The organism is Pseudoalteromonas sp. DL2-H2.2 (assembly GCF_021532535.1).
In the GTDB taxonomy this organism is placed as follows: domain Bacteria; phylum Pseudomonadota; class Gammaproteobacteria; order Enterobacterales; family Alteromonadaceae; genus Pseudoalteromonas; species Pseudoalteromonas rubra_A.
In genome coordinates this window covers 253,457-276,039 of record NZ_JAKGBD010000007.1, presented here as the reverse complement: position 1 = coordinate 276,039, position 22,583 = coordinate 253,457, and the positions used below count along the sequence as shown (strand labels likewise).

The window sequence follows — 22,583 nt, the reverse complement described above, 5'->3', positions numbered from 1 at the left end:
ACCAAGGCGGCGGCTTCCACCTTAAATTCCTGTGTAAAAGTACGACGTTTTCTGGTCATAGACACCTCTCATTGAGTGGTAATAATACCACCTAAAATAGTGTCCGGTTTTATTGAATCACAACAATCAGTTTATTGGTGAGAGTGTGTATTTCAAAGCTTTTCATTGCAATGTTGGAGCCGGGCCAGAACAGTAAAATCAATGTCTTTAACGGTGATTCATCTAGTTGCGCAGATCTGGCGTTCAATTGACAAGTAAATAGTACCAAGGCGAGCAAAGACAAGATAAATTAAGCGGTCATCTCTGATGAGATAGTGGCACCACATCTTTCAACCTGGATTGGTTATAAAGCATGTGATGCCGAAAGCGTTAGCAATAAGCGCTCAATGCCCTCAGCTGAGGGCTGTTATTTCTCACATTCAAGAGCTGGCAATTCAATGTCTACCCATACCAGGCGGTGATCTGATGATGATGCTCTGTCTGCAACCAGCTCTGCACCAGTCTCGTTGCTTGCAGGCCAAAACACGCCGCTGCCGGTAACGGCAAGGTCTGCAGAGGGCAGGACATAGTCTGCTCGCATACCCCAGTGTGCGGTGTGTGTAGCGCCATGCTTGTTTTCGGGCTTATTCAGTAGTCCACCTTGCGACGTCGGTGCCGGGTAGTCATTGACGCGGAGGTGTTTAAGTAGCTGATCAATGGCACCCGGATACGCATCACCATCAACCGAGCTGGCGTTCAGGTCGCCCAGGATGACAAATGACGTATCAGTAAATCCACCTTTTTGTCCTTTGTCGTCATAGAGGTAGTCGTTACCCGTCGCGCTGATATAGTCTTTCCACAACCTCAGCTCATCGTGATTACGCTTGCCGTTTCTGTCTTCCGGACCGTCAAACACTGGTGGTGTCGGATGGCTGGCCAGCACATTGATTTGCTTGTTACAGATCTGAACCGGGATGTCCCAATGGGATTTTGACGATAAGCGCATGGCAGATACCTCTTTTGCAGAATACCAGCTGCTGCCATCTGGCTGGGTCGGCATCAGGTTACCAGGCATGTCTTTCCATAAAAAGTGCTGAAATGTTCTTACCTGCTCCTGTTTGATGGGGTATCTGGACAACAAGACCATGCCATACTGACCCGGATACTTGCCAAATCCATAATGCGTCAGACGAGTATTATCGCCGGAAAAAGGGGTTTTTACACCGGTATTAACCGGTGCCAGATACATATAAGGATACTCTATGGGGTCAAAGCCATTTTGCGATACTTCAAGGTAGTCTCGCTTGAACAGGTTAATGCCTTGCTCCGGGTCTTTGATATAATCAAACTCGTTCAGCAAGATAATATCCGGGCGGGTACGTTGAATGATCTGGGCAATGTTGTTGATCTGGTTGAACTCTGCGCTTTTCAGGGCAAAGGTTAATGCATTACCCGATTGCGCAGTATGCTTAGCCATATCATAGTTGGTGGCTTCCATGCTGACATTAAACGTGGCCACTCTCAGAGTATGATGACTAGTTGACTGAGAGTCTGATGACACTGTGGTTGACGTGCTCTGACAGCCAGTATTTAAAACGCCGGCGGCCAGTACTAAAGGTAAGAAAATTGCTTTCATTGTTAGCCTGATACAGAGTAATACTCGCTTTACTATACCGTTTTTCTGCAGAAAAATGTGTTAATATTTCGTTGTGAGTTTGATTCTAAGTCTAGGTTAAATAAGGAGCTTGCCTGTGTATTTTTCAATTCGCTCAGGACCCCGGGGGTGGGGCCTGAGCGGGTTGGCCTTACCCTCAGAGCTTGGCTTTATTCACCATAGCTTCTATGTGTTCAAGTGCAATCCAGGGATCTGTCTCATCAAACAGGTGTGAAGCGTATTTCATGGTAACCGCCTGCGTATTGTTGTTGAGCTTAGCCAGTTTCTTTTGTGAGTCGTTCCAGGTCTGTGTGTAGACATCAATATCAGCGTAACTCATTTTGGTTTGTCTGATGGTTACATGAGGGATGCCGCGCGATAATACGGTAACAGGCAGATCATCTTTAATTTTATAAAGCGCAGAATGGCTGGATGCCTCGGCAAAGTCCTCAAACGAGTTATGCTCACGCTCCCAGTTGATGATCATCTCCATCGTGCCCCAACCGGGCTTAGACATGTTTGACTTCATGGCGTCGAACCAGGATTCATGGGCCGTGTCTATCAGCACCATCCCTTTCACTTTGTCAGGGTATTTGCTGGCGTAGGCACGGGCGACAAAACCGCCAAAAGAATGCGGCACCAGCACCAGAGACTCGACTTTCAGGTGCTCAATCAGGCCGGCAAGTTCATCGCGCAGCTCAACCATGGTTCTGACTTTGGGGTTCTCATACTGGCTTTTGCCATAACCGGCGCGGTCGTAAAAGCACAACCGGTAACCTTCAGGGTTGGCATTGTGCAAGGTATTTTTATAGGTGGTATGGGCATCAAGCCCCATACCTGCAACCAGCAGCGCCGTCACTTTACCTTGTCCCTGACAGGCATAGGCCAGCTTCTTTCCCCTGATCTCAGTATATTGGTAATTATGAGCATCCTGCGATTGGCCTGCCTGGCCTGCAAATGCGGTGCCCAGCAGCACGACAGTGGCGAGTTTATTCATAGTGCAAGTTCCTGTTGTTGATTGTTTATTATTTGATTCACCACAGCTAGCTTAGCGCGGTTGTTATTGAACTTTCAATAAAAGTTGAAACCTAATCGCTGAACTTTTTCTTTTTCTGGTTCGTAAAAGGTCGCATATATCCGAATCCAACAGGGCAGCGTGTGAAAAAAACACTCTACTGGTTTACTCAAGATCTCAGGCTGGATGACAATCTGGCACTGGATTTTGCCGCTCACAACAGTGATGCGCTGACGTTTGTGTATGTGATAAACCCAAAGTATCGCACTCAGACCAACCATCACTGTAAATTACTTGGCGACAGACAGGCGGCATTCATTGCTGACTCGCTGATGACGCTGGACAGCCAGCTTGTAGCCTGTGGCCACAAACTGTTGGTACTGGAGGGGGAGCCCAATCACCTGTTGTCGGAATTAGTTGCGAAGTATCAGATAAATCAAGTGATCTGTGCCGAACCCGTCGGGTTTTATGAACGAGCGATATTGCATCAGACGCGCCGGGCACTGGGCGCTGTTCCTGTGCATAGCTTTTGGCAGCATACCTTATTCGACCAGGCACAAATTCAGACTCTCAACAGTGATTTAGGCAGCTTTACTCAGTTCCGTAAGCGCGTTGAAAAGGCACCTTTGTCGGTGGTCACTGCATGCCGTTTTGATTCAAACAAATTGCAGGCTCCCTTAACCATCGACAATAGCGCTTGCGTAGCGCTTGAACATTGGCAGGCACAACTCCAGTCAAATTTGTCAGAAACTCGCGTACCGCTGGACTTTCCAGCCGGTGAAGAAGCCGCTCAGGCCCATCTTAAGGACTATTTTGAGAGTGGCGTGGCACGCAGATACAAAGAGACCCGCAATGAACTGGATGGCTGGCTGAATTCAACCAAAATGAGCCCTTATCTGGCGCTGGGTAATTTGTCACCCCGCCAGATTTGGTGGGCGACAGACACCTTTGAGCGCCAAGTAGAGGCCAATGAGTCGACCTACTGGATCAAGTTTGAGCTGCTGTGGCGTGAATATTTTCAGTGGCTGAGTCTCAAGCTTGGTGCAAAGCTCTATCGTTTTCAGGGGCTGGCTCAGTCGAAACCTTTAACCACCTTTATGCCCGAGCGCTTTGTGCGTTGGTGCGAGGGCAACACGCCCGCACCTTTGGTTAACGCATTGATGAACCAGCTCAACGAAACCGGCTATATGTCAAACCGCGGCAGACAGATTGTCGCCAGTTACTTTGTTCACGAGCTGGGGCTGGACTGGCGCTACGGCGCAGCTTATTTCCAACAACAGCTGCTTGATTTTGACGTCGCCTCAAACTGGGGTAACTGGCAGTATATCGCCGGTGTAGGGGTTGATCCCCGCGGTGGTCGCCACTTTAACATTGAAAAGCAGGCACAGTTGTACGACCCACAAGGCGTATTCGTGGCTAAGTGGCGGGGTAAACAGGGTATAACAGCTGTGGATAGTGTGGATGCGGCGGACTGGCCGATGCCTGCTGAGGCTGATGTATGAGTGTGGCGCTGGTCTGGCTTAAGCGCGATTTGAGGTTGTCTGATCATGAGCCTTTGTGCCGGGCTGTGGCCAGTGGTCATCCGGTGTTGTTGTTATATTGCTTTGAGCCTATGCTGCTGGAAGACCCGCATTATTCGCCGCGTCACTGGCAGTTTGTTTTACAGTCGCTGCAGGACATTCAGGCACGTGTGCCACACGCGGCGTTGTGGGTGTGTGAGCAAAGTGCACTGCAAACCCTGCAACAGATCCATGCTGATCACCAGATTGCCGGGCTTTATTCGCATCAGGAAATTGGCCTGGCGAATACATTTGAGCGGGATAAGGCCGTTGCTGCCTGGTGCCGCGAAGAGGGGATCGACTGGCTGGAGTCGCGCAGCGGTGCGGTCCAGCGTGGCTTAAGACAAAGGCAAAGCTGGGATAAACAATGGCAAAAAACCATGCGCTCAGTCTGCGCGACGCCAGATCTGTCGCAGGTTAACTGGTTCACAACAGGTAAGTCCATTGGTCAGCTTCATGATATTCAGCAACGCTTTAGTGCACCGCCGGGGAATTATCAGCCGGGCGGAGAGTCGCAGGCGCAGCGGGTACTGGACGAGTTTTATCAGGGGCGGGGCAAAGGGTATTCGTATAGTCTTTCAAGTCCACTGCTCAGTCAGCAGGCCTGCTCGCGTATGTCTGCCTATCTGGCGTGGGGCAACATCAGTTTGCGTCAGGTGTACCAGAGTGTGCTGGCCCACTCGCAAATGGTTGGCTGGCGCCGCACTCTGGTGGCCTTTTCTTCCAGGCTGCACTGGCATTGTCACTTTATTCAAAAGTTTGAAAGCGAATGCGAGATGCAGTTCAGGCACATTAACCGGGGCTATGAGCCGCTGCCGCGCTGCACCGGCGATGAGGCGAAGCGAAGGTTACACGCCTGGGAAACGGGCAACACCGGGATCCCCATGGTGGATGCCTGCATGAAATGTCTGCTCGAAACCGGTTATATTAACTTTCGTATGCGCGCCATGCTGGTGAGCTTTTTATGCCACCACCTTGAGCTTGACTGGCGCGCCGGGGTTGCGCATTTGGCTCGTCTGTTTCTGGATTTCGAGCCTGGCATTCATTACAGCCAGTTTCAAATGCAAGCAGGCGTGACGGGCATTAACACCATTCGTATTTATAATCCTGTTAAGCAGGGGGAAGAAAAAGACCCCGATGGCGAATTTGTGAAAACCTGGCTGCCTGCGCTCAGAGATATTCCATCGCCGCTGGTCCATCAGCCCTGGGCGCTTTCGCCAATGGAGCAGTTGATGTACGGCATTGAACTTGGCAAAGACTACCCCGAGCCGATTGTTGATTTAAAGCTAAGCTATAAAGCAGCCCAGGAATTGCTGTGGCAGTGGCGCAAGAAACCTCAGGTAAAAAAAGAGGCGCAGCGGATCTTAAAACGGCACGTACGGCCAAGTTAAAAGCTGGATGAGAGAATGAAAAAATCACAGTTACCGCAAAAAACCTGTCCAGTCTGCCTGCGTCCTTTTTCCTGGCGCAAGAAATGGCAACGGGACTGGCCCAATGTTAAGTATTGCTCCAAACGCTGTGCAGGCAGCAAGTCAACGCAAAGAGAACCTCATGAGTAAGCAACTGAGATTAATCCTGGGCGATCAGCTTAATGCTGGTCACACCTGGTACAAAGAAAAATCCGACGATGTGCTGTATGTGGTGGCCGAGCTGCATCAGGAAGCCAGTTACACACGGCACCATGTTCAAAAGGTGTGTGCGTTTTTCGCTGCAATGCAAGCCTTTGCGCAGGCGCTTGAGTCGGCCGGGCACCGGGTACTTCACCTGACATTGGATGATACTCAGGATTTTGCCTCTCTCCCTGAACTACTGACGCATCTGTTTAGCGAGCACAACATCAGTCATTTTGCCTATCAGCTCCCTGACGAATATCGGCTGCGCACGCAACTGGCTGAGTTTTGTGAGTCGCTTTCAGTCACATCAAGTGTGCACGACACTGAGCATTTTTATCTCGCCGATGAACAGCTAAGTCGTTATTTCAAGCGCGACAAGCGTCATCGCCTGGAGCACTTTTATCGCAAGATGCGCAGTGAATTTAATGTGTTGATGGTTGATGGTGAGCCGCAAGGAGGCCAGTGGAACTTCGACAGCGATAACCGCAACAAACTCAAAGCGGCGGATCTTGCCGATATCCCTGAGCCACTGGTGTTCGCTAACGATGTTACTGACATTTTATCGCGACTGGAACGCCATCAGATCAAAACCATAGGTCAGGCAGATAAGCAGTTATTGTGGCCCGTTAATCGGATTCAGGCAAAAGACTTGTTGACGTTTTTTTGCCAACATTGTTTGCCGTCTTTCGGTCGATTTCAGGATGCCATGACGGGCAAGCTGATAGAGCTGGGTGAAGACCGGGGCTGGAGCTTGTATCACTCCCGCCTGTCTTTTGCGATTAATGCCAAAATACTCAGCCCAAAAATGGTGGTCGATGCGGCCATTGCGGCCTTCGAGCAGTCCCTGGGGGCCATTAGCCTGGCTCAAATCGAAGGCTTTGTCCGTCAGATCATTGGCTGGCGCGAGTTTGTGCGGGGGATTTATTGGGCCAATATGCCCCAGTATGCACAGCTCAATCATTTGCAGGCCAAGCGTGCTCTGCCATCCTGGTTCTGGAGCGGTGAGACCAAAATGCGCTGTCTCAGTCATGCTATCACCCAATCGTTGACCTATGCCTATGCGCATCATATCCAGCGCCTGATGGTCACTGGCAACTTTTGTCTGGTGGCTGGCATTGACCCGGACGAGGTGGATGACTGGTATCTGGGCATTTATATCGACGCCATCGAATGGGTTGAAATGCCAAACACCCGGGGCATGAGCCAGTTTGCCGATGGCGGCATTGTTGGCTCTAAGGCCTATGCAGCCAGTGGCAACTACATTAAAAAAATGAGCGACTATTGCGGCGATTGCGCCTACAAGGTGACAGAAATCGTGACTGAGTCTGCCTGTCCGCTCAATGCCTTGTACTGGCACTTTATGCAGCAACACCATGCACAGTTTGCCAGTAACCCGCGCACCAAAATGGTCTACAGCAACTGGCTGAAAAAGTCAGACGAAGAAAAACAAGCCGTGCTCGAGCGCGCCAGGCAGGTGCTCGATAATATTGAACAGCTTTAACACTGACGTACCAAAAAAGGACTCAGTGCAGTAAAAACAGTGATAAATGAGGAAGGTATACAGATGATCAAACAGCTCAACCGGGAAGACATAGCCAATATGCAGGAGCGAGAAAGGGCACGGCTGATCAACAGCTTGTCGGGGTTTAAAAGTGCTAACCTGGTGGGGACTCAGGATGCGCAGGGCAACCCGAATCTGGCGATTGTCAGCTCGGTGTTTCATATCGGGGCTAACCCGCCGCTGATAGGCATGATCATTCGCCCCGATACGGTAACAAGAGATACCTTAAGTAATCTTAAAGCCACCGGTTTTTATACGCTGAATCATGTGAATGCGGATATCTGGCAACAAGCGCATCAGACTTCAGCGCGCTATGCGCCTGGCGTCTCAGAATTTGCGCAAGTCGGGCTGGAGGTTCAGCATGAAGCGGGTATTGCGGCCCCTTATGTGGCGCAAAGCCAGCTTAAGTTTGCGCTGGCGTTGCGTGAAGTGCAAAAGCTGGAGATCAATGGCACTATTTTGGTGATTGGCGAAGTGATGGACATCCAGCTGCCGCAACAGAGCATTAAAGCCGATGGTTATATCGACATTGAGTCTCTCAACACGGTCGCTATATCCGGGCTCGACAGTTATCATAAAACCCAAAGACTGGGCCGTTTGAGTTATGCAAAGCCTGAAAATCCGCCCAGAGCGCTGAGCCTGGATGGCGAATAGGCACCACAAAAAGGAGTATTAAGCGCAAGGTGACAACCGCTTCTCATAAGTTATGGCATGCATCCATTGCAGCAACGCTTTTATTAGCCTGTAGCACGGTTCTGGCAGCGCCAAAAATAGAGGTAACAGACTCACGGGTAAACGGAGTGTATTTGGTATCCGTGTCAGACCCCGATGAGCTGGCAACTGAGTTGCTGACATTGTGGCTGAGCACAGCAAAAGAGTTGTGTGCAGGTGGTACTTATCGTGTAGAGCCAAAGGGTCATCCGGTGGTGCGGGAGAAACGTTGCAGCGACGCTGTGAAGTCAGTCCAGAGTGGCTTGCAATGCCTTGAGGTAGACGCCAGCGTGTTTGGAAAAGTGATCTGTGAACTAGCCCCGCCAGCTGCATCTCGCTAAAAGCGGGGCCCTGCGCTTATTTGCTCAATCGCATCGCCAGAGCATTGATCTCCCGAAGAACACTTTGGCGATTCATTTCCATAAAGATCCACAGTTTGGTGGCTATTTGCACCACTAACCCGGCGATAAACCACACCGCCCAGAAGACCTGATCCATCACCGATGTGGCAATATAAAAACGATAACCGCTGTACACAAAACCTAGTGTGATCAACAGGGCGCTGATAGACGCCAAAATCACCCAAAAGCGGGTATTGCCCTGATATACATTGCCTAACATAGTGAACAGGCCTTTTTCCTCAGCGAGGATCGGGGCCATGTCTGCTTGTTCTTGTTGTAATGCTTTACTGATCTCTTTGTCTAAATTCATGATGCTTGCTCCTCGTTAACCATGGCACGCAATTGGGCTCGTGCGCGGTTCAATCTTGATTTAACGGTGCCCTGGGGGGCATCCAGTATATTGGCGATGTCTCTGAGCGACATCTGCTCTAAATAAAATAAATACACGCAGTGGCGCTCGTCATCCCCAAGCTGATTTATCAGTGCCAGAATGCTCAGCGAGGTATCCAGATCAGGTGTCTCGTAGGCTTGCTCCGGTTGGGTGTCTTCGAACCTGCTTTCGCCTTGCTTTTGACTGATAAAGCGTCGATAGATGGCCTTGAACACCCAGGCGCGAAAAGCACTGGGCTCTTTGAGCTGCCCCAGCTTTTTTGCCACACTGGTCCAGACATCCTGACAGATATCATCTGCACAGGCGCGCTGGCCACTGAGTTTCATTGCAAACCGCCAGCTTGGCTGATAAAACGCCTCGCATAAGGTTTCGAACGCACGCCGGTTACCCTGTTGGGCAGACAATACCAGTAATGCGGCCTTTGATGGTTCCATGCTGTTCCTTGTGGCTTTTTCTACAAGACGGCGCAGAACATAAAAAGGTTCACGAACATCACATTATTTTTCCCAGTAAGGGATATCGCCGAAATAGCGGGTCAGGTAATCAATAAAAACCCGTACTTTAGGCGCGAGTAATCGGGAGCTGGGGTAAACCAGCCAAATGGCGGTATCAGACTTCAGAGGGTAGTCCGCGAGCACCTCAACTAACTCTCCAGAGCGCAATGCCTGATAAGCACTCCAGCGCGAATTAATGGTGATCCCAAGGCCAAGTTGACAGGCTTCTCTGATGGCATCGCCGTTGTCGGCGCGCAGCTGACCCTGAACTTTAATGGTCTGCACGCCATCCGGGGTTTGAAAAGACCAGTGTTCCAGCCCAGAGAGTGTAATGCAGGCATGAGAGCGCAAATCCTCAGGGCTTTGCGGGGCTCCTTTAAGGGCCAGATAGTCGGGAGCCGCAGTGAGCAGGCGAGTGTCTGTTGCTAACCGCTTGGCCACCAGAGTTGAGTCTTTCAGCGCACTATTTCGGATGGCCAGATCAAACCCGCCTTCAACCAGATCCGCTATGGTGTCAGAGAGTTTCAGGTCGAGCTTAATGTCCGGATACAGTGCAAAAAAGCCAGGCAAAGCCGGCAGAACGTGCATGCGGCCAAAGGAGGCGGGCATGGTCAGCCTCAGTGTGCCACTGGGTTTGGTGGTGCCTGCGCCGATGGCGGCGCGGGCGGCTTCAATGCCATTTAAGACATCCTCGGCGTGAGGCAAAAACGCCAATCCTTCTTCGGTCAAAGCGACCTTGCGGGTGGTGCGGTGCAGTAGTCTTACGCCCAAGTCTGTTTCCAGCTTATTAATATGGCTGCTCGCGACTGCAGCTGACAGCCCCAGATCCTGACCTGCCTGACTGATGTTGTGCGTGGAGGCAATGCGGATAAACAGCTTCAGATGTTCAATGTTCATTATCAACAAAATGCATAAAGTGATTATAAAACCAAGTCTATTATCAAAATAGTGAAAGACAAGTATAGTTTTCGTCATCAACACAGGAGAGCACAATTATGAAAGCAATGGTTTTGAATCAATATGGCGATGACGCTGAGTTTACTGTTACAGATGTGGTTAAACCTAGCGTGAGCGCCGGTCATGTGCTGGTGCAGGTCGCAGCCAGCAGTGTTAACACTGTGGATACTATGATCCGTACCATGGGTGAGGCGCTGCCCTTGTCACCAGCTTTACCAGCCCTTTTGGGGATGGACTTTGCCGGTACCGTGGTTGAGGTAGGCGAAGGCGTAACCGGCTTTGCACCAGGCGATGAAGTTTATGGCTGTGCCGGTGGGCTGGTCGACTTACAAGGTGCGCTGGCGGAATATATGCTCGCCGATGCACGACTGATTGCACGTAAACCGCGTAATCTGAGTATGCGAGAAGCAGCTGCGTTACCCCTGGTTGGGATCACCGCCTATGAAGGGCTACAGCGTGGCGGTATTACAGCCGGACAACAGGTGTTAGTGCATGGTGGCTCTGGCGGGGTCGGTCATGTGGCATTGCAGTTAGCTAAGCATTTTGGCGCCCGTGTTTATTCTACCGGCGGCGGTGAAGCGCAGCTGGACTTAATTCAGCGTCTGGGCGCCGAACCAATCAACTATAAAACCGAGCAGGTTGCTGACTATGTTGCTAAGCACACCGATGGCAAAGGGTTTGATCTGGTCTTTGACTCGGTCGGGGGAGCTAATATGGCCAACTCGTTTGAAGCGGCTGCACTCAATGGTCATGTTGCCTCAACGGTCGCTATGGTGGACCTTGATCTGTCGCAGGCGCACTTTAAAGGGTTGTCGTTGCATGTGGTCTTTATGCTGATCCCCATGTTGCATAACCACAAACGTGAAGCACATCATCACATTCTGAACGAGCTAACAAACATAGTCGAAGCCGGTGAGCTAAAGCCGGTACTGGATGAGCAGCGATTTGAGTTGGCTCAGGCAGGGCAAGCACATGCACGTTTGCAAAGTGGCCGGGCGATGGGCAAAGTCGTGATTGATGTTTAGCGCTATTTGTTAGTATCTTTTGTAAAAGAAAGGAAACAGCGTCTAAAGTATCAGTGCTTAATTGACAAGGACTAACAACTTATGACGCTGGATTTGGGACTCATTTTAGCGGGTATTGCCATGCTGACACTGGGTGGTGAGGCGGTGATCGGTTTAACTTTGGTGGCGGTGGGCACCTCCTTGCCCAAACTGTCCGTCTCTTTGATTGCCGCAATGCGTCGCCATGCCGATGTTGCCATTGGCAATGTTCTGGGCAGTAATATTTTTAATATCCTTGGGATCCTCGGTGTTTCTGCTTTACTACAACCACTACCTGCTCACCCTCGCGTATTGCAGTTTGATCTGTGGGTGCTACTTGCCATTGCGTTTATTTTGTTGTTTTTTCTGTTCACCGGGCGTCGTCTAAGTCGACTGGAAGGCGGCGTGTTGCTTAGCGGCTACATAGCTTATCTTATCCTCAGTTTTAAAGTCTTTGTCAGCTAGTTAATATGAGAGAGCCTGCTTCTATCTAACAATCGATACGCCATAGATGGACCGAGATGGCATAGCTTTTGACTCTGTAACTGAGAAAAAATTACCGTCTTGCGCGCATTAAAATCCTAACACTATGAAATATATTAAGTTATAGGGGTATAAACAAAATGCAAGGCAGATCATCAACAAAAACAATAACCAATCTGGTGCATAGCATGAGTCCAAAGCTGGCTGCTTGCACCAAAAGGGGGCAATATGAACTACTACGAAGTGAATTTTGATGGCCTGGTTGGCCCAACGCACAATTACGCCGGGCTGTCGTATGGTAATGTGGCGTCCAAGTCAAATGCCAATAAAATCTCGAACCCAAAACAGGCGGCACTTCAGGGGCTCGAGAAAATGTGGCACCTGGTTCAGCTGGGTCTGCATCAGGGCGTGGTTGCACCTAATGCCAGGCCGGACCTGATCACGCTCAGGGCTTGCGGCTTCACAGGCTCAGACAGTGCGGTGATAAGCAAAGCGGCAAAAGAACAGCCTCAGCTGCTGAAGGCATGCTACTCAGCTTCTTCAATGTGGACAGCAAACGCGGCGACTGTATCACCGAGCTGCGATTCAGCCGACGGTAAATTGCATATCACACCAGCCAACCTGAATAACAAGCTACACCGGGCCATTGAAGCACCTCAGACCAGCCAGATCCTCAAGGCCATGTTCAGTGATCCTGACTTTTTTAGTCATCATGAGGCACTGCCACAGCACCCATTATATGGCGACGAGGGCGCGGCAAACTACACGCGTCTGGCAGACAGCTACGGCCATCAGGGTCTGGCATTATTCGTTTATGGCGAAGACGCCCATACCCAGGTAAAACCGCAATTATTCCCTGCTCGCCAAACGCGCCAGGCATCCGAGGCGGTAGCGCGCAGTCACCAGCTGGACCCGCAGAACACTTTATTTATTCAGCAAAATCCTGAGGTGATTGATCAGGGCGTGTTTCACAATGACGTGATTGCCATTGGCAATGAAAATGTCTTTTTATTCCATGAGCAGGCGTTTTATCAGCAGCAAGGCGTGATTGAGCAGATCAAAGCGGGCTATCAGGGCGACCGGCCGCTTCACCTGATTGAGGTAAAAAATGCCGATATCAGTGTTGAAGAAGCGGTTAAGAGTTACGTGTTTAACAGCCAGTTAGTCAGCCTGCCCTCCGGTGGTATGGCCGTGATTGCACCGGGAGAATGTCAGATGGTAGATAAAGTAGAGCAGTATTTATCTGCGCTGTGTCAGGCCAGCAACCCGGTAAGCGAAGTGATCTACATGGATCTTAAACAAAGCATGCAAAATGGCGGTGGGCCGGCCTGCCTGCGTCTGCGGGTTACTTTGTCCGAGCAAGAGCTCAGTGCTGTGAACCCGGCATGTTTACTGGACGAGGGGTTGTACCATCGGCTGCGTGACTGGATAAACCAGCATTATCGCGACAGGCTGAGCGAGGCTGACCTGGCCGACCCAAGATTAATGGCAGAGAGTCAGGCGGCTTTGGATACGCTCACGACTATCCTGAATTTAGGGTCGGTTTACCCGTTTCAGCAGGCCTAGACAGCATTGTCTGAAACAAATTCTATTCGCGGGCTTGCCAGGGTTAAGGGTTAGCAGGTTTAATGGTCTTGATAATAACAAACAAGACCATGCACTACTAAAAAGGAATACTATGCCAGCTTATACCATCAGCAACGATCCGACCCGGCTCAATTTTGACGTAATTTATAACTTTATCTCAGGCTCTTACTGGGCAAAAGGTATTCCCCGCGAGACTATGGCCAGGGCAATCGACAATTCACTGTGCTTTGGCGTGTACTGCGAGGCGGAAGAGCAGGTGGGGTTCGCCCGGGTGATCACCGACAAGGCCACGTTCGCTTACCTTGCAGATGTATTTATTCTAGACCAGCACAGGGGCCAGGGTTTAAGTAAACAGCTGGTGGACGCGGTGATCAACCACCCTGAATTACAAGGCCTGCGCCGAATGATGCTCGCAACCAAGGACGCGCACGGCTTGTATGCCCAGTTTGGCTTTGCCGCTGTGGAAGACCCAAGTATCCTGATGCAAATTTGTTATCCGGACATCTATTTAAACCAGCAAAGCCGCTGATTATTGCAGTTCTAGGCTAAACCGTCTAAATAGAATTGGGGCTGAGAGAATACTGGAACCCCATGCAGTAAAACGTTAGAAAGTGTAAAGCGCAATCTGGGACACTTTTTTAGTGCCTTGCTCTGTCACACTGGCCGTAAGTTTGTAGTACTCGCGGAGCCGGTTGTGAACCTCCTTAATTCAATTTCTTTTGGTGCGATTATTCGCACCAGCCCAGTTAAAATTCTGCTCACCTGGACTATGGTGATCTTAGAAAATATCCTACTCATTTTATTACCTTTATTTATTGGTTATGCCATCGACGGCGTACTTGAACAGTCATTTAACCCGTTAGTCTGGTTTGCCTGCGTCTTGCTTGCCCTTGTCGTTGTTAGTGTGCTCAGGCGCTTTTACGATACTCGCGTATTTGGCGCCCTGAGGGTGAAACTGGCTGAAATGCTGGCCTTTAAACTGCGCGCCGCTCCTGTCTCGGTGAAAGATGCGCGCCTGACGATGTCTCGGGAGCTGATTGATTTTCTCGAAAATGATTTGCCGGGGGTGTTTACCGCCGTTATTCAGCTAATTGCCACTGTGGTGATCCTGGCTGCTTTTCATATCTATCTGGCGTTCAGTGTGGTCTTTGCCGCCGGTTTAATGTGTTTGATTTATGGCCTGTTTCATGATCGCTTCACCCACTTAAACAGCAAATTGAATGATCAACTGGAGCAGCAAGTGTGGGTGCTGAGCCATCGGCCACTGGTTGCAGTGAGTGCGCATTTTGAGCGCCTTAAGCGCTGTGAGATCCGCCTGTCAGATACCGAAGCCTGGGTGTATGGCCTGATCTTTTTGGTGCTGTTCATTGCGGTACTGAGCAATTTATGGATGGTCCAGCTGATCCCTGATATCAGCGTCGGTCAGGTGTTTTCCATCGTGACCTATTCACTGGAATTTGTCGACACTGCCATCATGTTGCCAATCACATTACAGACGCTGTCGCGCTTAAGCGAAATTAGTAAACGACTGAATCAGCCCGTTGATTCGGCGACGAACCAGGAGGTTATCCATGACGTTTAAATCCCGAAAACCGGCCATCTTTGCCGCAAGTAGCTTGCTGCTGGCGCTCGTGACCGTCGTATTAATGACGCCATCTGAGCCACAGATGCAGGGCGAGGAGGTACAACCGCCGGTTGTTTCGGTGTTAATGGTGCAGCGCAGCGAACTTAATCCAAAGTTAACAATACAGGCCAATACGCAGGCCCGCTGGCCGTTGCAACTAAAAGCAACCAGCAGTGCCAGATTAGACTATTTAGGTGCGGACATGGAGCCGGGTAATCACATTAAAAAAGGTCAGGTGCTGGCGCGGCTTAACACCCGTTTACTTGAATCTCAGCTTGCCCAGGCCCAGAGCACATTGAAACAGGCCGAGCTTAACTTGCAACAGCAGTTACATGAGCAGCAAGTGGCCAAAACCATGCGCCCGGGTGCCAGTTCGGCCTTTGCCAGAATGGAGCCGCACGTGGCTGCTGCACGCTCTGAGCTGGCACGCGCCCAACAGAATGTAGAAAGTGCCCGTCAGCTGTTGGACGATGCCATCATTGTTGCGCCCTTTGATGCCGTTATCACGCAGCGGTTGGCTAGCCCGAGTGAATGGCTGGAGGCAGGGCAAACGCTGTTTGAGGTGGTGGCCAGTGACAGCATTGACGTGCATGTGCCCTTATCTCAGCGTGACTGGAACAAAGTTGGCGCGACACTGGGTGAACAACCAATCACGGTCGTTAGCCGCACAGGCGTAAAATGGCCCGCATTCGTTCGTTATTTGTCACCTCAGGTGAATGCAATGACCCGTCAGCGCACCCTGGTGCTGGCGGTATCTGAGCCTTACCAGCACTCAACCCGGCTGCTGCCTAATCAACAAGTAGCCGTACATTTTGAGCTAATTACACACAAAGGTCTCTATAAGCTGCCACTGAGTGCGGTCGACCCGGACCAGACAATCTGGATAGTAACCGAGGCGCAGCAATTGCGTCAGGTCCCGGTTCAGGTGGTTGAAGTTCGGGGAGACAAAGTGCTCGCCTCCCTTGAAGGCGAGCAGCCTGACACTTTACAGCTGGTGCGCTATCCGCTGCGCTCCATGATGGCTGGTAAACGCGTCAGCGTTCAGTCTGATGCGGTTCAGGTTGCGGATAAACAGGAGGCGCTATGAGCTGGCTAAGCAAATGGTTTATTGATAACCCGGTGGCTGCCAACTTACTTATGGCGATGATTATTGCTGGTGGTTTACTGGCGTTTGGTCAGCTCAGGGTGGAGTCTTTTCCGCAGATTGCCCCATCGAGCGTCAGTATTCACGTTGCCTATCCGGGAGGGACTGCCAGGCAGATAGATGAGAGTATTACCCAGCGCATTGAGGAGTCTGTCAGCTCAATTGCCGGTATCAAACAAATTACCAGCCAGTCGCAGGCTGGATTGTCTACCGTAACCATTCGCAAAAAGCCCGATGCCGATCTTGGCAAGTTACTGGAGGAAGTTCGCAATCAGGTTAATGCTATCAGCCACTTTCCGGCGCAGGCCGAAAAGCCCATAGTCACGCGCGATGAATTTACTAATCTTGCAGCTTTTGTCATTGTCTCGGCGCCGCGCAGCGATGACGCATTGCAGCAGGTTGCCAGGCGTGTGGAGCTGGCCCTGAAAACACATCCGGATATTTCTAAAGTCAGCAACTGGGGCGCACGGGAGCCCAGACTATTTATCGAGCCCAGGCCTGAAGCCTTGCAGCGTTATGGTATGACGATAGAGCAGCTAGCCAACATCATGACTCAAATGTCACTTGAAACCCGCAGCGGTCAGTTGCAACACGAGGGCGGGCGCATTACCTTGCGTGGAGACGGCTATCTGAGCGCATTGGGTGAGTTGAAAAGCCTGCCTGTGATAAACGGCCCGGCGGGAGAAGTGACTTTAGGCGAGGTTGCAACTGTGCGTCGAGGCTATGAGCAAAGTGACGCCATTGTGCGAAACAATGGCATGCCGGGCATTGCACTGATGGTCAGCACCAGTCAGAGCGACAATCTACTTGATGTTAGTGCGGCAATTCGTGACACCATTGCTAAGCTAAAACCTGTGTTGGCAGAAGATATTGAGATCACCACCATGGCAGACATGGCGCCTTACATCGAAGAGCAGTTGCAAAGGCTGGGTAGCAGTGCCTGGCAGGGGTTGCTGATAGTGATTTTGTTATTAGGGGTGTTTTTAAATCTCAGGCTGGCATTTTGGGTGGCTGCCGGGATCCCGGTTGCCATTTGCGGCACCTTATATGGCATGCAGCTGCTGGATTACAGCCTCAACGACATCACTTTATTTGGGTTTATTCTGGTGCTGGGCATTTTGGTCGATGATGCTGTGGTGGTGGGTGAAGCCATTGAGGAGCATCAAACCAGTAACGCAAACTATAAACAAGCGGCATACACTGGGGTAGAGTCTGTAACGGTTGCCACTGTGTTTGGTGTGCTGACCAGCATTGCGGCGTTTTCGCCCATGTTGTGGATCAATAACGACTTGGCCAAGTTGTTTGCGGGGTTTTCGGCGGTGGTGATTCTCGCGTTGTGTTTATCGCTGGTTGAAAGTAAATTTATTCTGCCATCCCACCTGGCCGCAATGGCAAAAAAAGGATCGCGAAGCGGCATAATTGCGACAATTCAGAATAAAGCGCGCTGGGCGTTAACTCAGTTTATTCAGCGTGTTTATAAACCTTTACTGCAATTGAGCCTGAATCATAAGCGATCGACCCTGGTGATGTTTGTCTCGGCCTTTGTATTGGCATATGGATTGTGGCTTGGTGGTGCTATTCGCAGTACTTTGTTCCCGGAAATTCCGGGGCGCTATGTGACCGCTAAGGTGGCGCTGGAAGAAGGCGCGCCATTAGGCTTGCAGGCGCGTGCATTAAGCCAGCTTGAGCTGAGTGCACAAAAGACCAACCGGGCCTTGCAAGCTGAGTATGGTCTGAGCACAGCACCGATGAACAATGTTCTGGCCTGGTCTAACGGCCATGGCGACATTGAGGTGACTGCCGAGCTCACATCCGAGGCCTTAAATGCTTTACCAGCAAACACACTGAGTGATGCCTGGCGTGCGCAAACTGGCTTGATAGAAGGAAGCTATGCACAGCACTTCAGTGCCGCCGAGCCTCCGGCGGGCGGGACATTTTTGGCGATTTCAGCCGCTGATGCGCAGCAGGCCAAGCAGGTGAGTGCCACACTGAGCAGCAAGCTGGCAGGATTGCCCGGGGTTAAAGATGTGCGCGACGATCATCAGGCTGCACAGCGGCAAATTCGCGTCAGGCTGAATGCATTTGGTCGCCAGCTGGGGCTGACTCAGGCACACCTGGCGCAGCTCGTTGCCAATGCCCTGGGAGAGCGCGAAGTACATCGGCTGCTCTATCAAGCCCAGGAGCTAAAAGTGGTGCTGCGGTTTCCCCAGCACGCCGTGCGTACCGAACATGAGTTGCTCGACATGCGGGTCATGCTTAATGACGGGCTGAGCGTGGCGCTTGGGGATGTGGCCGAGCTGAATGACGAATATGAACCTCAGACACTGCAAAGGCGTGAGCGCGCGCGGGTGATCAACCTCTCTTGGTCTCAGGATCGCACCGCAGGCTCGCCGGAACAAACTCTTGCACTACTGGCAAGCGAGATTGAGCAACTAAACGCCCTGTATCCGGACGTCAGGATTAAGCCGGCCGGTGAGTATGAAGAAATCGAAGAGGTCAGCAAAGGCTTTAAAGGCGCGCTTATTCTGACCCTGATGCTGATATACGTGTTGCTGGCGATCCCGTTAAAGTCCTACTGGCAGCCGCTGATCATTATGGCCGTGATCCCATTTGGCTTTGCCGGTGCCATTTTTGGCCACGCCGTGATGGACTTACCGGTCAGTTTATTGTCGCTGTTTGGCATGATGGCCATGACGGGGATAGTGGTGAATGATGCGCTGGTGTTGATGACCCGGTTTAACAGTGAATACCGCAAAGGCACTGAGCCCGGACAAGCTTTAATAGTTGCAGGGACCGCCCGCTTCAGGGCGATTTTCCTGACCACAGTAACGACGGTGTGTGGTTTATTGCCGCTGTTATTCGGTACATCGGAGCAGGTCCAGTATCTCAAACCCGCGGCGGTCTCGCTGGTGTTTGGTGAGCTGTTTGCGACTCTGATCACCTTGTTTTTAATCCCTGTATTGCTGGGGGCTTTTTACCGTAAACCAAAACCCGTAACTGTGTCGCAGCAGGAGGCTGCTACGGCAGGTTGACTTGGGGCAGCGCCTGGGCGATATTTGTCGCCTAGGATTCAGCTGTGAGCCCCTATGTCTGAAAAACAAGATCCCGCGTTTAATCTGGTGCCAGAGATTGCTTTACTGGCGCCGTTACCCGAGCACATGCGCAACCGCTTTGAGCAGGCGCTATTACTGATGCACGAGCAGCTTGAAGCAGGGTTAAGCTGGCAGCAGATAGCCAAAAAAAGTGCTATTTCCGCGTTTCATTTTCATCGTCAGTTTAGCAAGCTGTTCAATGAAACACCCGGGCGCTACCTGAGCCGCATACGACTGCAACATGCGGTGTATTATCTACTCTATCACGATCCCATGTCTGTCACTGATATTGCGCAATTGTGTGGATTTGCCTCGTCACAAGCGCTCGCCAAGGCCCTTAAGCGTGAACTGGGGCTTACCGCTAAAGCGGTACGTTTGATGGGTCAACAGGCAACTCCGGCGCAAACCACAGTACTGCTCGACAAACTGGCACATCCGGGTAACGCAGGTTCACTGGAGAAGCAACTGGCGGAAGCATTGCCGTGTACGCTTGAGAGACTAGATACTCGCTACATTATGGGAGTAGCCAGTGCAACCACGGACTGGGATCAAATATTAGATCAATATGGTGAGCAGTCTGTGGGTTTGCTGGGCGTTACTCCTTGCAGCGAACTGGAGAAAAGTTGGTCTGCGATTAATACTCAAATAGCAAGAATGGTCAGCCAGTCTGAGCCCCATGATTTGGTCATTCCGGGCGGTGCGTATTTTTGTTGCCGTGCTTACTTGTTGTCGGACGTCGCCTACAGCCAGGTGCTCAGTACCCTGTTTGACAAAGCGCAAACTGCTGGGTACGAAATAGACCCGCACGGCTATTTCATTGAGCACATTGAAGAGGTGGATATGGCGCACTATGGTGGGATCACAATGCAATTTCAGATCCCCATACTTTGTTGATGGTTATCTCAGGAGGCACTATGGCGCACTTATTTGTCTATGGTACTTTGGCACCAGGCCGCGTGAATGCGCATATTCTGGCCGAACTCACCGGGCAATGGCAAAGCGCAACAGTAAAAGGCCAGCTACAAAATGAGGGGTGGGGCGCTAAGTTAGGCTATCCCGGTTTGATTTTGGATGAGCACGCAGGGGAGGTGACAGGTCTGGTATTTACTTCAGATGACTTGGATACCCACTGGCAAAGGTTGGATGACTTTGAAGGTGCGCATTACACCAGGGTGCTAACGAATGCCCAGCTGGAGGGCGGCCAATTTATAGAGGTTTATGTATATACGCTTGCCCGCTAAAAATTGCATTATTCGGGTATGCCTAAAATTGACACTATTCCACAATTCGGTCTACGTTTAATTAACCGCAGTGTAATGCTGGTATGTTTATCTGCATAGCACATTAAACTTGTTAGCGGCGTGCTTTCACCTTTGCTCTGAGGTTAATTGATGATCCAGTCACTCTTTTTTAGTAAGTCGGACAATACTCGCGCGATCCTCGACCAGGCTATTGATGCCGTTATCAGTATCGATACGAACAATAACGTTACCTATATGAATGCGGCAGCAGAAAAACTGTTTGGTTATGGCAAAACAGAGGTGCTGGGAAAAAATGTCAAAATGCTGGTGCCACGCGAATTTGCGACCAATCACGACCAGTATGTGAATGCCAATCGCAATGGCGGGCCTGATAAAATCGTCGGTACGTCTCGCGATATCCAGATTGAAACCCGTAGCGGCGACAGGAAGTGGTGCAGCCTGTCATTGTCTAAGGTGCGCCAGTCCGATGGCATTCATTATACCGCATTTATCAAAGACATTACGGCGCAAAAAGAAGCTCAGGAGCGCATTGACCAAACGCTCGAGCAGTGCATTGATGCCGTTGTATCGATTGACCACAACAACATAGTGACGTTTTTTAATCCCGCGGCGGAGCGATTATGGGGCTATCAGCGGGAAGAAGTTATCGGCCACAACGTTAAAATGCTGGTGCCCAAAGTCATTCAGGGAAACCATGATGAAATGGTCAACCGCAATCGCAGGACCGGCGAAGACAAAATCGTAGGTACATCACGGGATGTGGAAATTGAACGCAGCGATGGTCAGGTGCTGTGGGCAAATTTGTCGTTATCCAAAGTAAATGTGGCTGGAAAAATCGCTTACACCGCGTTTGTTAAGGATATTACCGAAGAAAAAGCCCAGCGCGACCAGATTGCGCTGCTTTCTTTGGTGGCCAATGAAACCGATAACTCAGTGATTATTACAGACGCGAATGGGCTCATAGAATACGTTAACCCGGGTTTTACTAAGCTCTCTGGTTTTGAACAGCATGAGGTGCTCGGGAAAAAGCCCGGACATGTCCTACAGGGTAAACATACTTCGCCAGATACCAAAAAGCGCATCAAAAAAAACCTGGAACAGCGCACGCCGTTTTATGAAGAGATCCTTAATTACACCAAAGAGGGAGAACCATACTGGATAAGTCTGGCCATTAACCCGGTTTTTGATGAGCTGGGCAACCTGGTGCGCTTTGTCTCTATTCAGGCGAATGTTGACAGCACCAAGCGTGTGGCGTTGGAAAACGATGTACGTCTCAAAGCCATAGGCGAAGCCAATATTGTACTTGAGTTTGACCCCCATGGCGAGTTGACGCTCATTAATCCGATGGGCCTCAGTGCGTTGGGCGCGACCGACAAACGCGCAGTACAACAAATGCTTAATACCTTGTCGAGTTATCTCAGTGATGAGCAATGGCAATCTATACGCACCGGTCAGTTTGTTAAAACCCAGCTTACTTTAACCACAGGCCTGAGTGAAGTGCAGATAGATGCCGCCATTTCGCCTGTATTAGATGAAGACGGCAAGCTGAATAAAATTCTGCTCTACGGTACGGATGTGTCTGAGCGTAACGCCGTACTCACTGAAACGCATCATGCCATGGAGCAGGTATTGTCGAAGATCAGCACGATTATCAATACTATCAACAGCATTTCAGATCAGACCAACCTGCTGGCGCTCAACGCGGCGATTGAGTCGGCCAGAGCGGGCGATGCGGGCAGAGGGTTTGCTGTGGTTGCGGATGAAGTCAGAAGCCTTGCGATGCGCACCACGGAGTCAGCGGGAGAAATCGGTGGGCTGATTGATGAAACACGTCATCATGTTGATCAACTGAGTAGTTATATCCAGGCGAAGTGAGCCAGGTGATTTAGGTTATTGTGAGTCAATAACGAGCTGAAAAGGTATTTTTAGCCAGAGGTAAGTAGCATACCCGCATCGATGTACGCATCGTTTTCTCGATGTGTCGAGAACTTTCTTTACTGGGAGATTCATCTT

General features: G+C 50.7%; 21 protein-coding genes. 16 read left to right on the top strand and 5 right to left on the bottom strand.

The genetic code is table 11. The features are described 5' to 3' along the window. Window positions 1–406: 406 nt before the first annotated feature. Complete coding sequence (locus L1285_RS14330; protein ID WP_235412888.1) at window positions 407–1,615, bottom strand: endonuclease/exonuclease/phosphatase family protein; 1,209 nt, start codon at window positions 1,613–1,615, stop codon at window positions 407–409. A 175-nt stretch (window positions 1,616–1,790) separates the two neighbouring features. After that, window positions 1,791–2,630 (bottom strand): alpha/beta fold hydrolase, encoded by an 840-nt coding sequence (locus L1285_RS14325; RefSeq protein ID WP_235412887.1) that lies wholly within the window; start codon window positions 2,628–2,630, stop codon window positions 1,791–1,793. A 161-nt stretch (window positions 2,631–2,791) separates the two neighbouring features. Here L1285_RS14325 and L1285_RS14320 point away from each other — a divergent pair, with 161 nt between their 5' ends. From L1285_RS14320 to L1285_RS14295, 6 genes are all read left to right on the top strand, one after another. Beyond that, on the top strand, window positions 2,792–4,150 hold the full coding sequence (locus L1285_RS14320) for a DASH family cryptochrome (protein WP_235412886.1): 1,359 nt from the start codon (window positions 2,792–2,794) through the stop codon (window positions 4,148–4,150). Then, window positions 4,147–5,598, top strand: coding sequence for a cryptochrome/deoxyribodipyrimidine photo-lyase family protein (locus L1285_RS14315; protein ID WP_235412885.1), 1,452 nt, complete (start codon window positions 4,147–4,149; stop codon window positions 5,596–5,598). The genes L1285_RS14320 and L1285_RS14315 overlap by 4 nt, the downstream gene beginning before the upstream one ends. 15 nt (window positions 5,599–5,613) lie before the next feature. After that, complete coding sequence (locus L1285_RS14310) at window positions 5,614–5,766, top strand: DUF2256 domain-containing protein (protein WP_082078882.1); 153 nt, start codon at window positions 5,614–5,616, stop codon at window positions 5,764–5,766. Beyond that, window positions 5,759–7,321, top strand: coding sequence for a cryptochrome/photolyase family protein (locus L1285_RS14305; protein ID WP_235412884.1), 1,563 nt, complete (start codon window positions 5,759–5,761; stop codon window positions 7,319–7,321). The genes L1285_RS14310 and L1285_RS14305 overlap by 8 nt, the downstream gene beginning before the upstream one ends. Window positions 7,322–7,384: 63 nt before the next feature. After that, window positions 7,385–8,035 (top strand): flavin reductase family protein, encoded by a 651-nt coding sequence (locus L1285_RS14300; RefSeq protein ID WP_235412883.1) that lies wholly within the window; start codon window positions 7,385–7,387, stop codon window positions 8,033–8,035. A 29-nt stretch (window positions 8,036–8,064) separates the two neighbouring features. Then, window positions 8,065–8,433: a hypothetical protein gene (locus L1285_RS14295; RefSeq protein ID WP_235412882.1), complete on the top strand. Its 369-nt coding sequence runs from the start codon at window positions 8,065–8,067 to the stop codon at window positions 8,431–8,433. Window positions 8,434–8,449: 16 nt separating this feature from the next. Here the strand turns inward: L1285_RS14295 and L1285_RS14290 are convergent, their stop codons facing one another. The 3 genes from L1285_RS14290 to L1285_RS14280 all read right to left on the bottom strand — a co-directional run bounded on the left by L1285_RS14290 (window position 8,450) and on the right by L1285_RS14280 (window position 10,275). Next, window positions 8,450–8,803, bottom strand: a complete 354-nt coding sequence (locus L1285_RS14290; RefSeq protein WP_235412881.1) for a DUF6768 family protein — start codon at window positions 8,801–8,803, stop codon at window positions 8,450–8,452. Continuing rightward, entirely contained in the window at window positions 8,800–9,318 is a 519-nt protein-coding gene (locus L1285_RS14285; RefSeq protein WP_235412880.1) for an RNA polymerase sigma factor, read from the bottom strand. The genes L1285_RS14290 and L1285_RS14285 overlap by 4 nt, the downstream gene beginning before the upstream one ends. A gap of 63 nt (window positions 9,319–9,381) precedes the next feature. Further along, window positions 9,382–10,275 (bottom strand): LysR family transcriptional regulator, encoded by an 894-nt coding sequence (locus L1285_RS14280; RefSeq protein ID WP_235412879.1) that lies wholly within the window; start codon window positions 10,273–10,275, stop codon window positions 9,382–9,384. Window positions 10,276–10,373: 98 nt separating this feature from the next. Between L1285_RS14280 and L1285_RS14275 the strand changes: the two genes are divergently transcribed. The 10 genes from L1285_RS14275 (at window position 10,374) to L1285_RS14230 (ending at window position 22,445) form a co-directional block, all read left to right on the top strand. Then, window positions 10,374–11,360, top strand: a complete 987-nt coding sequence (locus L1285_RS14275; RefSeq protein ID WP_235412878.1) for a zinc-dependent alcohol dehydrogenase family protein — start codon at window positions 10,374–10,376, stop codon at window positions 11,358–11,360. Window positions 11,361–11,441: 81 nt separating this feature from the next. Next, window positions 11,442–11,843, top strand: coding sequence for a sodium:calcium antiporter (locus tag L1285_RS14270; protein WP_235412877.1), 402 nt, complete (start codon window positions 11,442–11,444; stop codon window positions 11,841–11,843). Between the two features lie 246 nt (window positions 11,844–12,089). Then, complete coding sequence (gene astB / locus L1285_RS14265) at window positions 12,090–13,427, top strand: N-succinylarginine dihydrolase (RefSeq protein WP_235412876.1); 1,338 nt, start codon at window positions 12,090–12,092, stop codon at window positions 13,425–13,427. A gap of 112 nt (window positions 13,428–13,539) precedes the next feature. Then, a complete protein-coding gene (locus tag L1285_RS14260; RefSeq protein WP_235412875.1) occupies window positions 13,540–13,977 on the top strand; it encodes a GNAT family N-acetyltransferase in 438 nt (145 codons plus the stop codon). A 165-nt stretch (window positions 13,978–14,142) separates the two neighbouring features. Beyond that, complete coding sequence (locus tag L1285_RS14255) at window positions 14,143–15,030, top strand: ABC transporter six-transmembrane domain-containing protein (protein ID WP_235412874.1); 888 nt, start codon at window positions 14,143–14,145, stop codon at window positions 15,028–15,030. After that, a complete protein-coding gene (locus L1285_RS14250) occupies window positions 15,020–16,159 on the top strand; it encodes an efflux RND transporter periplasmic adaptor subunit (RefSeq protein WP_235412873.1) in 1,140 nt (379 codons plus the stop codon). The genes L1285_RS14255 and L1285_RS14250 overlap by 11 nt, the downstream gene beginning before the upstream one ends. After that, window positions 16,156–19,248, top strand: coding sequence for an efflux RND transporter permease subunit (locus L1285_RS14245; RefSeq protein WP_235412872.1), 3,093 nt, complete (start codon window positions 16,156–16,158; stop codon window positions 19,246–19,248). The genes L1285_RS14250 and L1285_RS14245 overlap by 4 nt, the downstream gene beginning before the upstream one ends. Window positions 19,249–19,302: 54 nt before the next feature. Next, window positions 19,303–20,202 carry a helix-turn-helix transcriptional regulator gene (locus L1285_RS14240; protein WP_235412871.1) on the top strand — a complete coding sequence of 300 codons (900 nt, stop codon included), beginning with the start codon at window positions 19,303–19,305 and terminating at the stop codon, window positions 20,200–20,202. 20 nt (window positions 20,203–20,222) lie between these two features. Then, the gene (locus tag L1285_RS14235) at window positions 20,223–20,549 is read left to right on the top strand and encodes a gamma-glutamylcyclotransferase family protein (protein ID WP_235412870.1); all 327 of its coding nucleotides are present in this window, start codon (window positions 20,223–20,225) and stop codon (window positions 20,547–20,549) included. Window positions 20,550–20,699: 150 nt separating this feature from the next. Then, window positions 20,700–22,445 carry a PAS domain S-box protein gene (locus L1285_RS14230; RefSeq protein WP_235412869.1) on the top strand — a complete coding sequence of 582 codons (1,746 nt, stop codon included), beginning with the start codon at window positions 20,700–20,702 and terminating at the stop codon, window positions 22,443–22,445. The last annotated feature ends 138 nt before the right edge of the window (window positions 22,446–22,583 follow it).

Coding starts and splice junctions, on each gene's coding strand:
- L1285_RS14325 (WP_235412887.1), bottom strand. CDS start 2,630: ATGAATAAACTCGCCACTGTCGTGCTGCTGGGCACCGCATTTGCAGGC.
- L1285_RS14315 (WP_235412885.1), top strand. CDS start 4,147: ATGAGTGTGGCGCTGGTCTGGCTTAAGCGCGATTTGAGGTTGTCTGAT.
- L1285_RS14270 (WP_235412877.1), top strand. CDS start 11,442: ATGACGCTGGATTTGGGACTCATTTTAGCGGGTATTGCCATGCTGACA.
- L1285_RS14285 (WP_235412880.1), bottom strand. CDS start 9,318: ATGGAACCATCAAAGGCCGCATTACTGGTATTGTCTGCCCAACAGGGT.
- L1285_RS14240 (WP_235412871.1), top strand. CDS start 19,303: ATGTCTGAAAAACAAGATCCCGCGTTTAATCTGGTGCCAGAGATTGCT.
- L1285_RS14230 (WP_235412869.1), top strand. CDS start 20,700: ATGATCCAGTCACTCTTTTTTAGTAAGTCGGACAATACTCGCGCGATC.
- L1285_RS14310 (WP_082078882.1), top strand. CDS start 5,614: ATGAAAAAATCACAGTTACCGCAAAAAACCTGTCCAGTCTGCCTGCGT.
- L1285_RS14245 (WP_235412872.1), top strand. CDS start 16,156: ATGAGCTGGCTAAGCAAATGGTTTATTGATAACCCGGTGGCTGCCAAC.
- L1285_RS14290 (WP_235412881.1), bottom strand. CDS start 8,803: ATGAATTTAGACAAAGAGATCAGTAAAGCATTACAACAAGAACAAGCA.
- L1285_RS14280 (WP_235412879.1), bottom strand. CDS start 10,275: ATGAACATTGAACATCTGAAGCTGTTTATCCGCATTGCCTCCACGCAC.
- L1285_RS14305 (WP_235412884.1), top strand. CDS start 5,759: ATGAGTAAGCAACTGAGATTAATCCTGGGCGATCAGCTTAATGCTGGT.
- L1285_RS14250 (WP_235412873.1), top strand. CDS start 15,020: ATGACGTTTAAATCCCGAAAACCGGCCATCTTTGCCGCAAGTAGCTTG.
- L1285_RS14235 (WP_235412870.1), top strand. CDS start 20,223: ATGGCGCACTTATTTGTCTATGGTACTTTGGCACCAGGCCGCGTGAAT.
- L1285_RS14275 (WP_235412878.1), top strand. CDS start 10,374: ATGAAAGCAATGGTTTTGAATCAATATGGCGATGACGCTGAGTTTACT.
- astB (WP_235412876.1), top strand. CDS start 12,090: ATGAACTACTACGAAGTGAATTTTGATGGCCTGGTTGGCCCAACGCAC.
- L1285_RS14330 (WP_235412888.1), bottom strand. CDS start 1,615: ATGAAAGCAATTTTCTTACCTTTAGTACTGGCCGCCGGCGTTTTAAAT.
- L1285_RS14260 (WP_235412875.1), top strand. CDS start 13,540: ATGCCAGCTTATACCATCAGCAACGATCCGACCCGGCTCAATTTTGAC.
- L1285_RS14300 (WP_235412883.1), top strand. CDS start 7,385: ATGATCAAACAGCTCAACCGGGAAGACATAGCCAATATGCAGGAGCGA.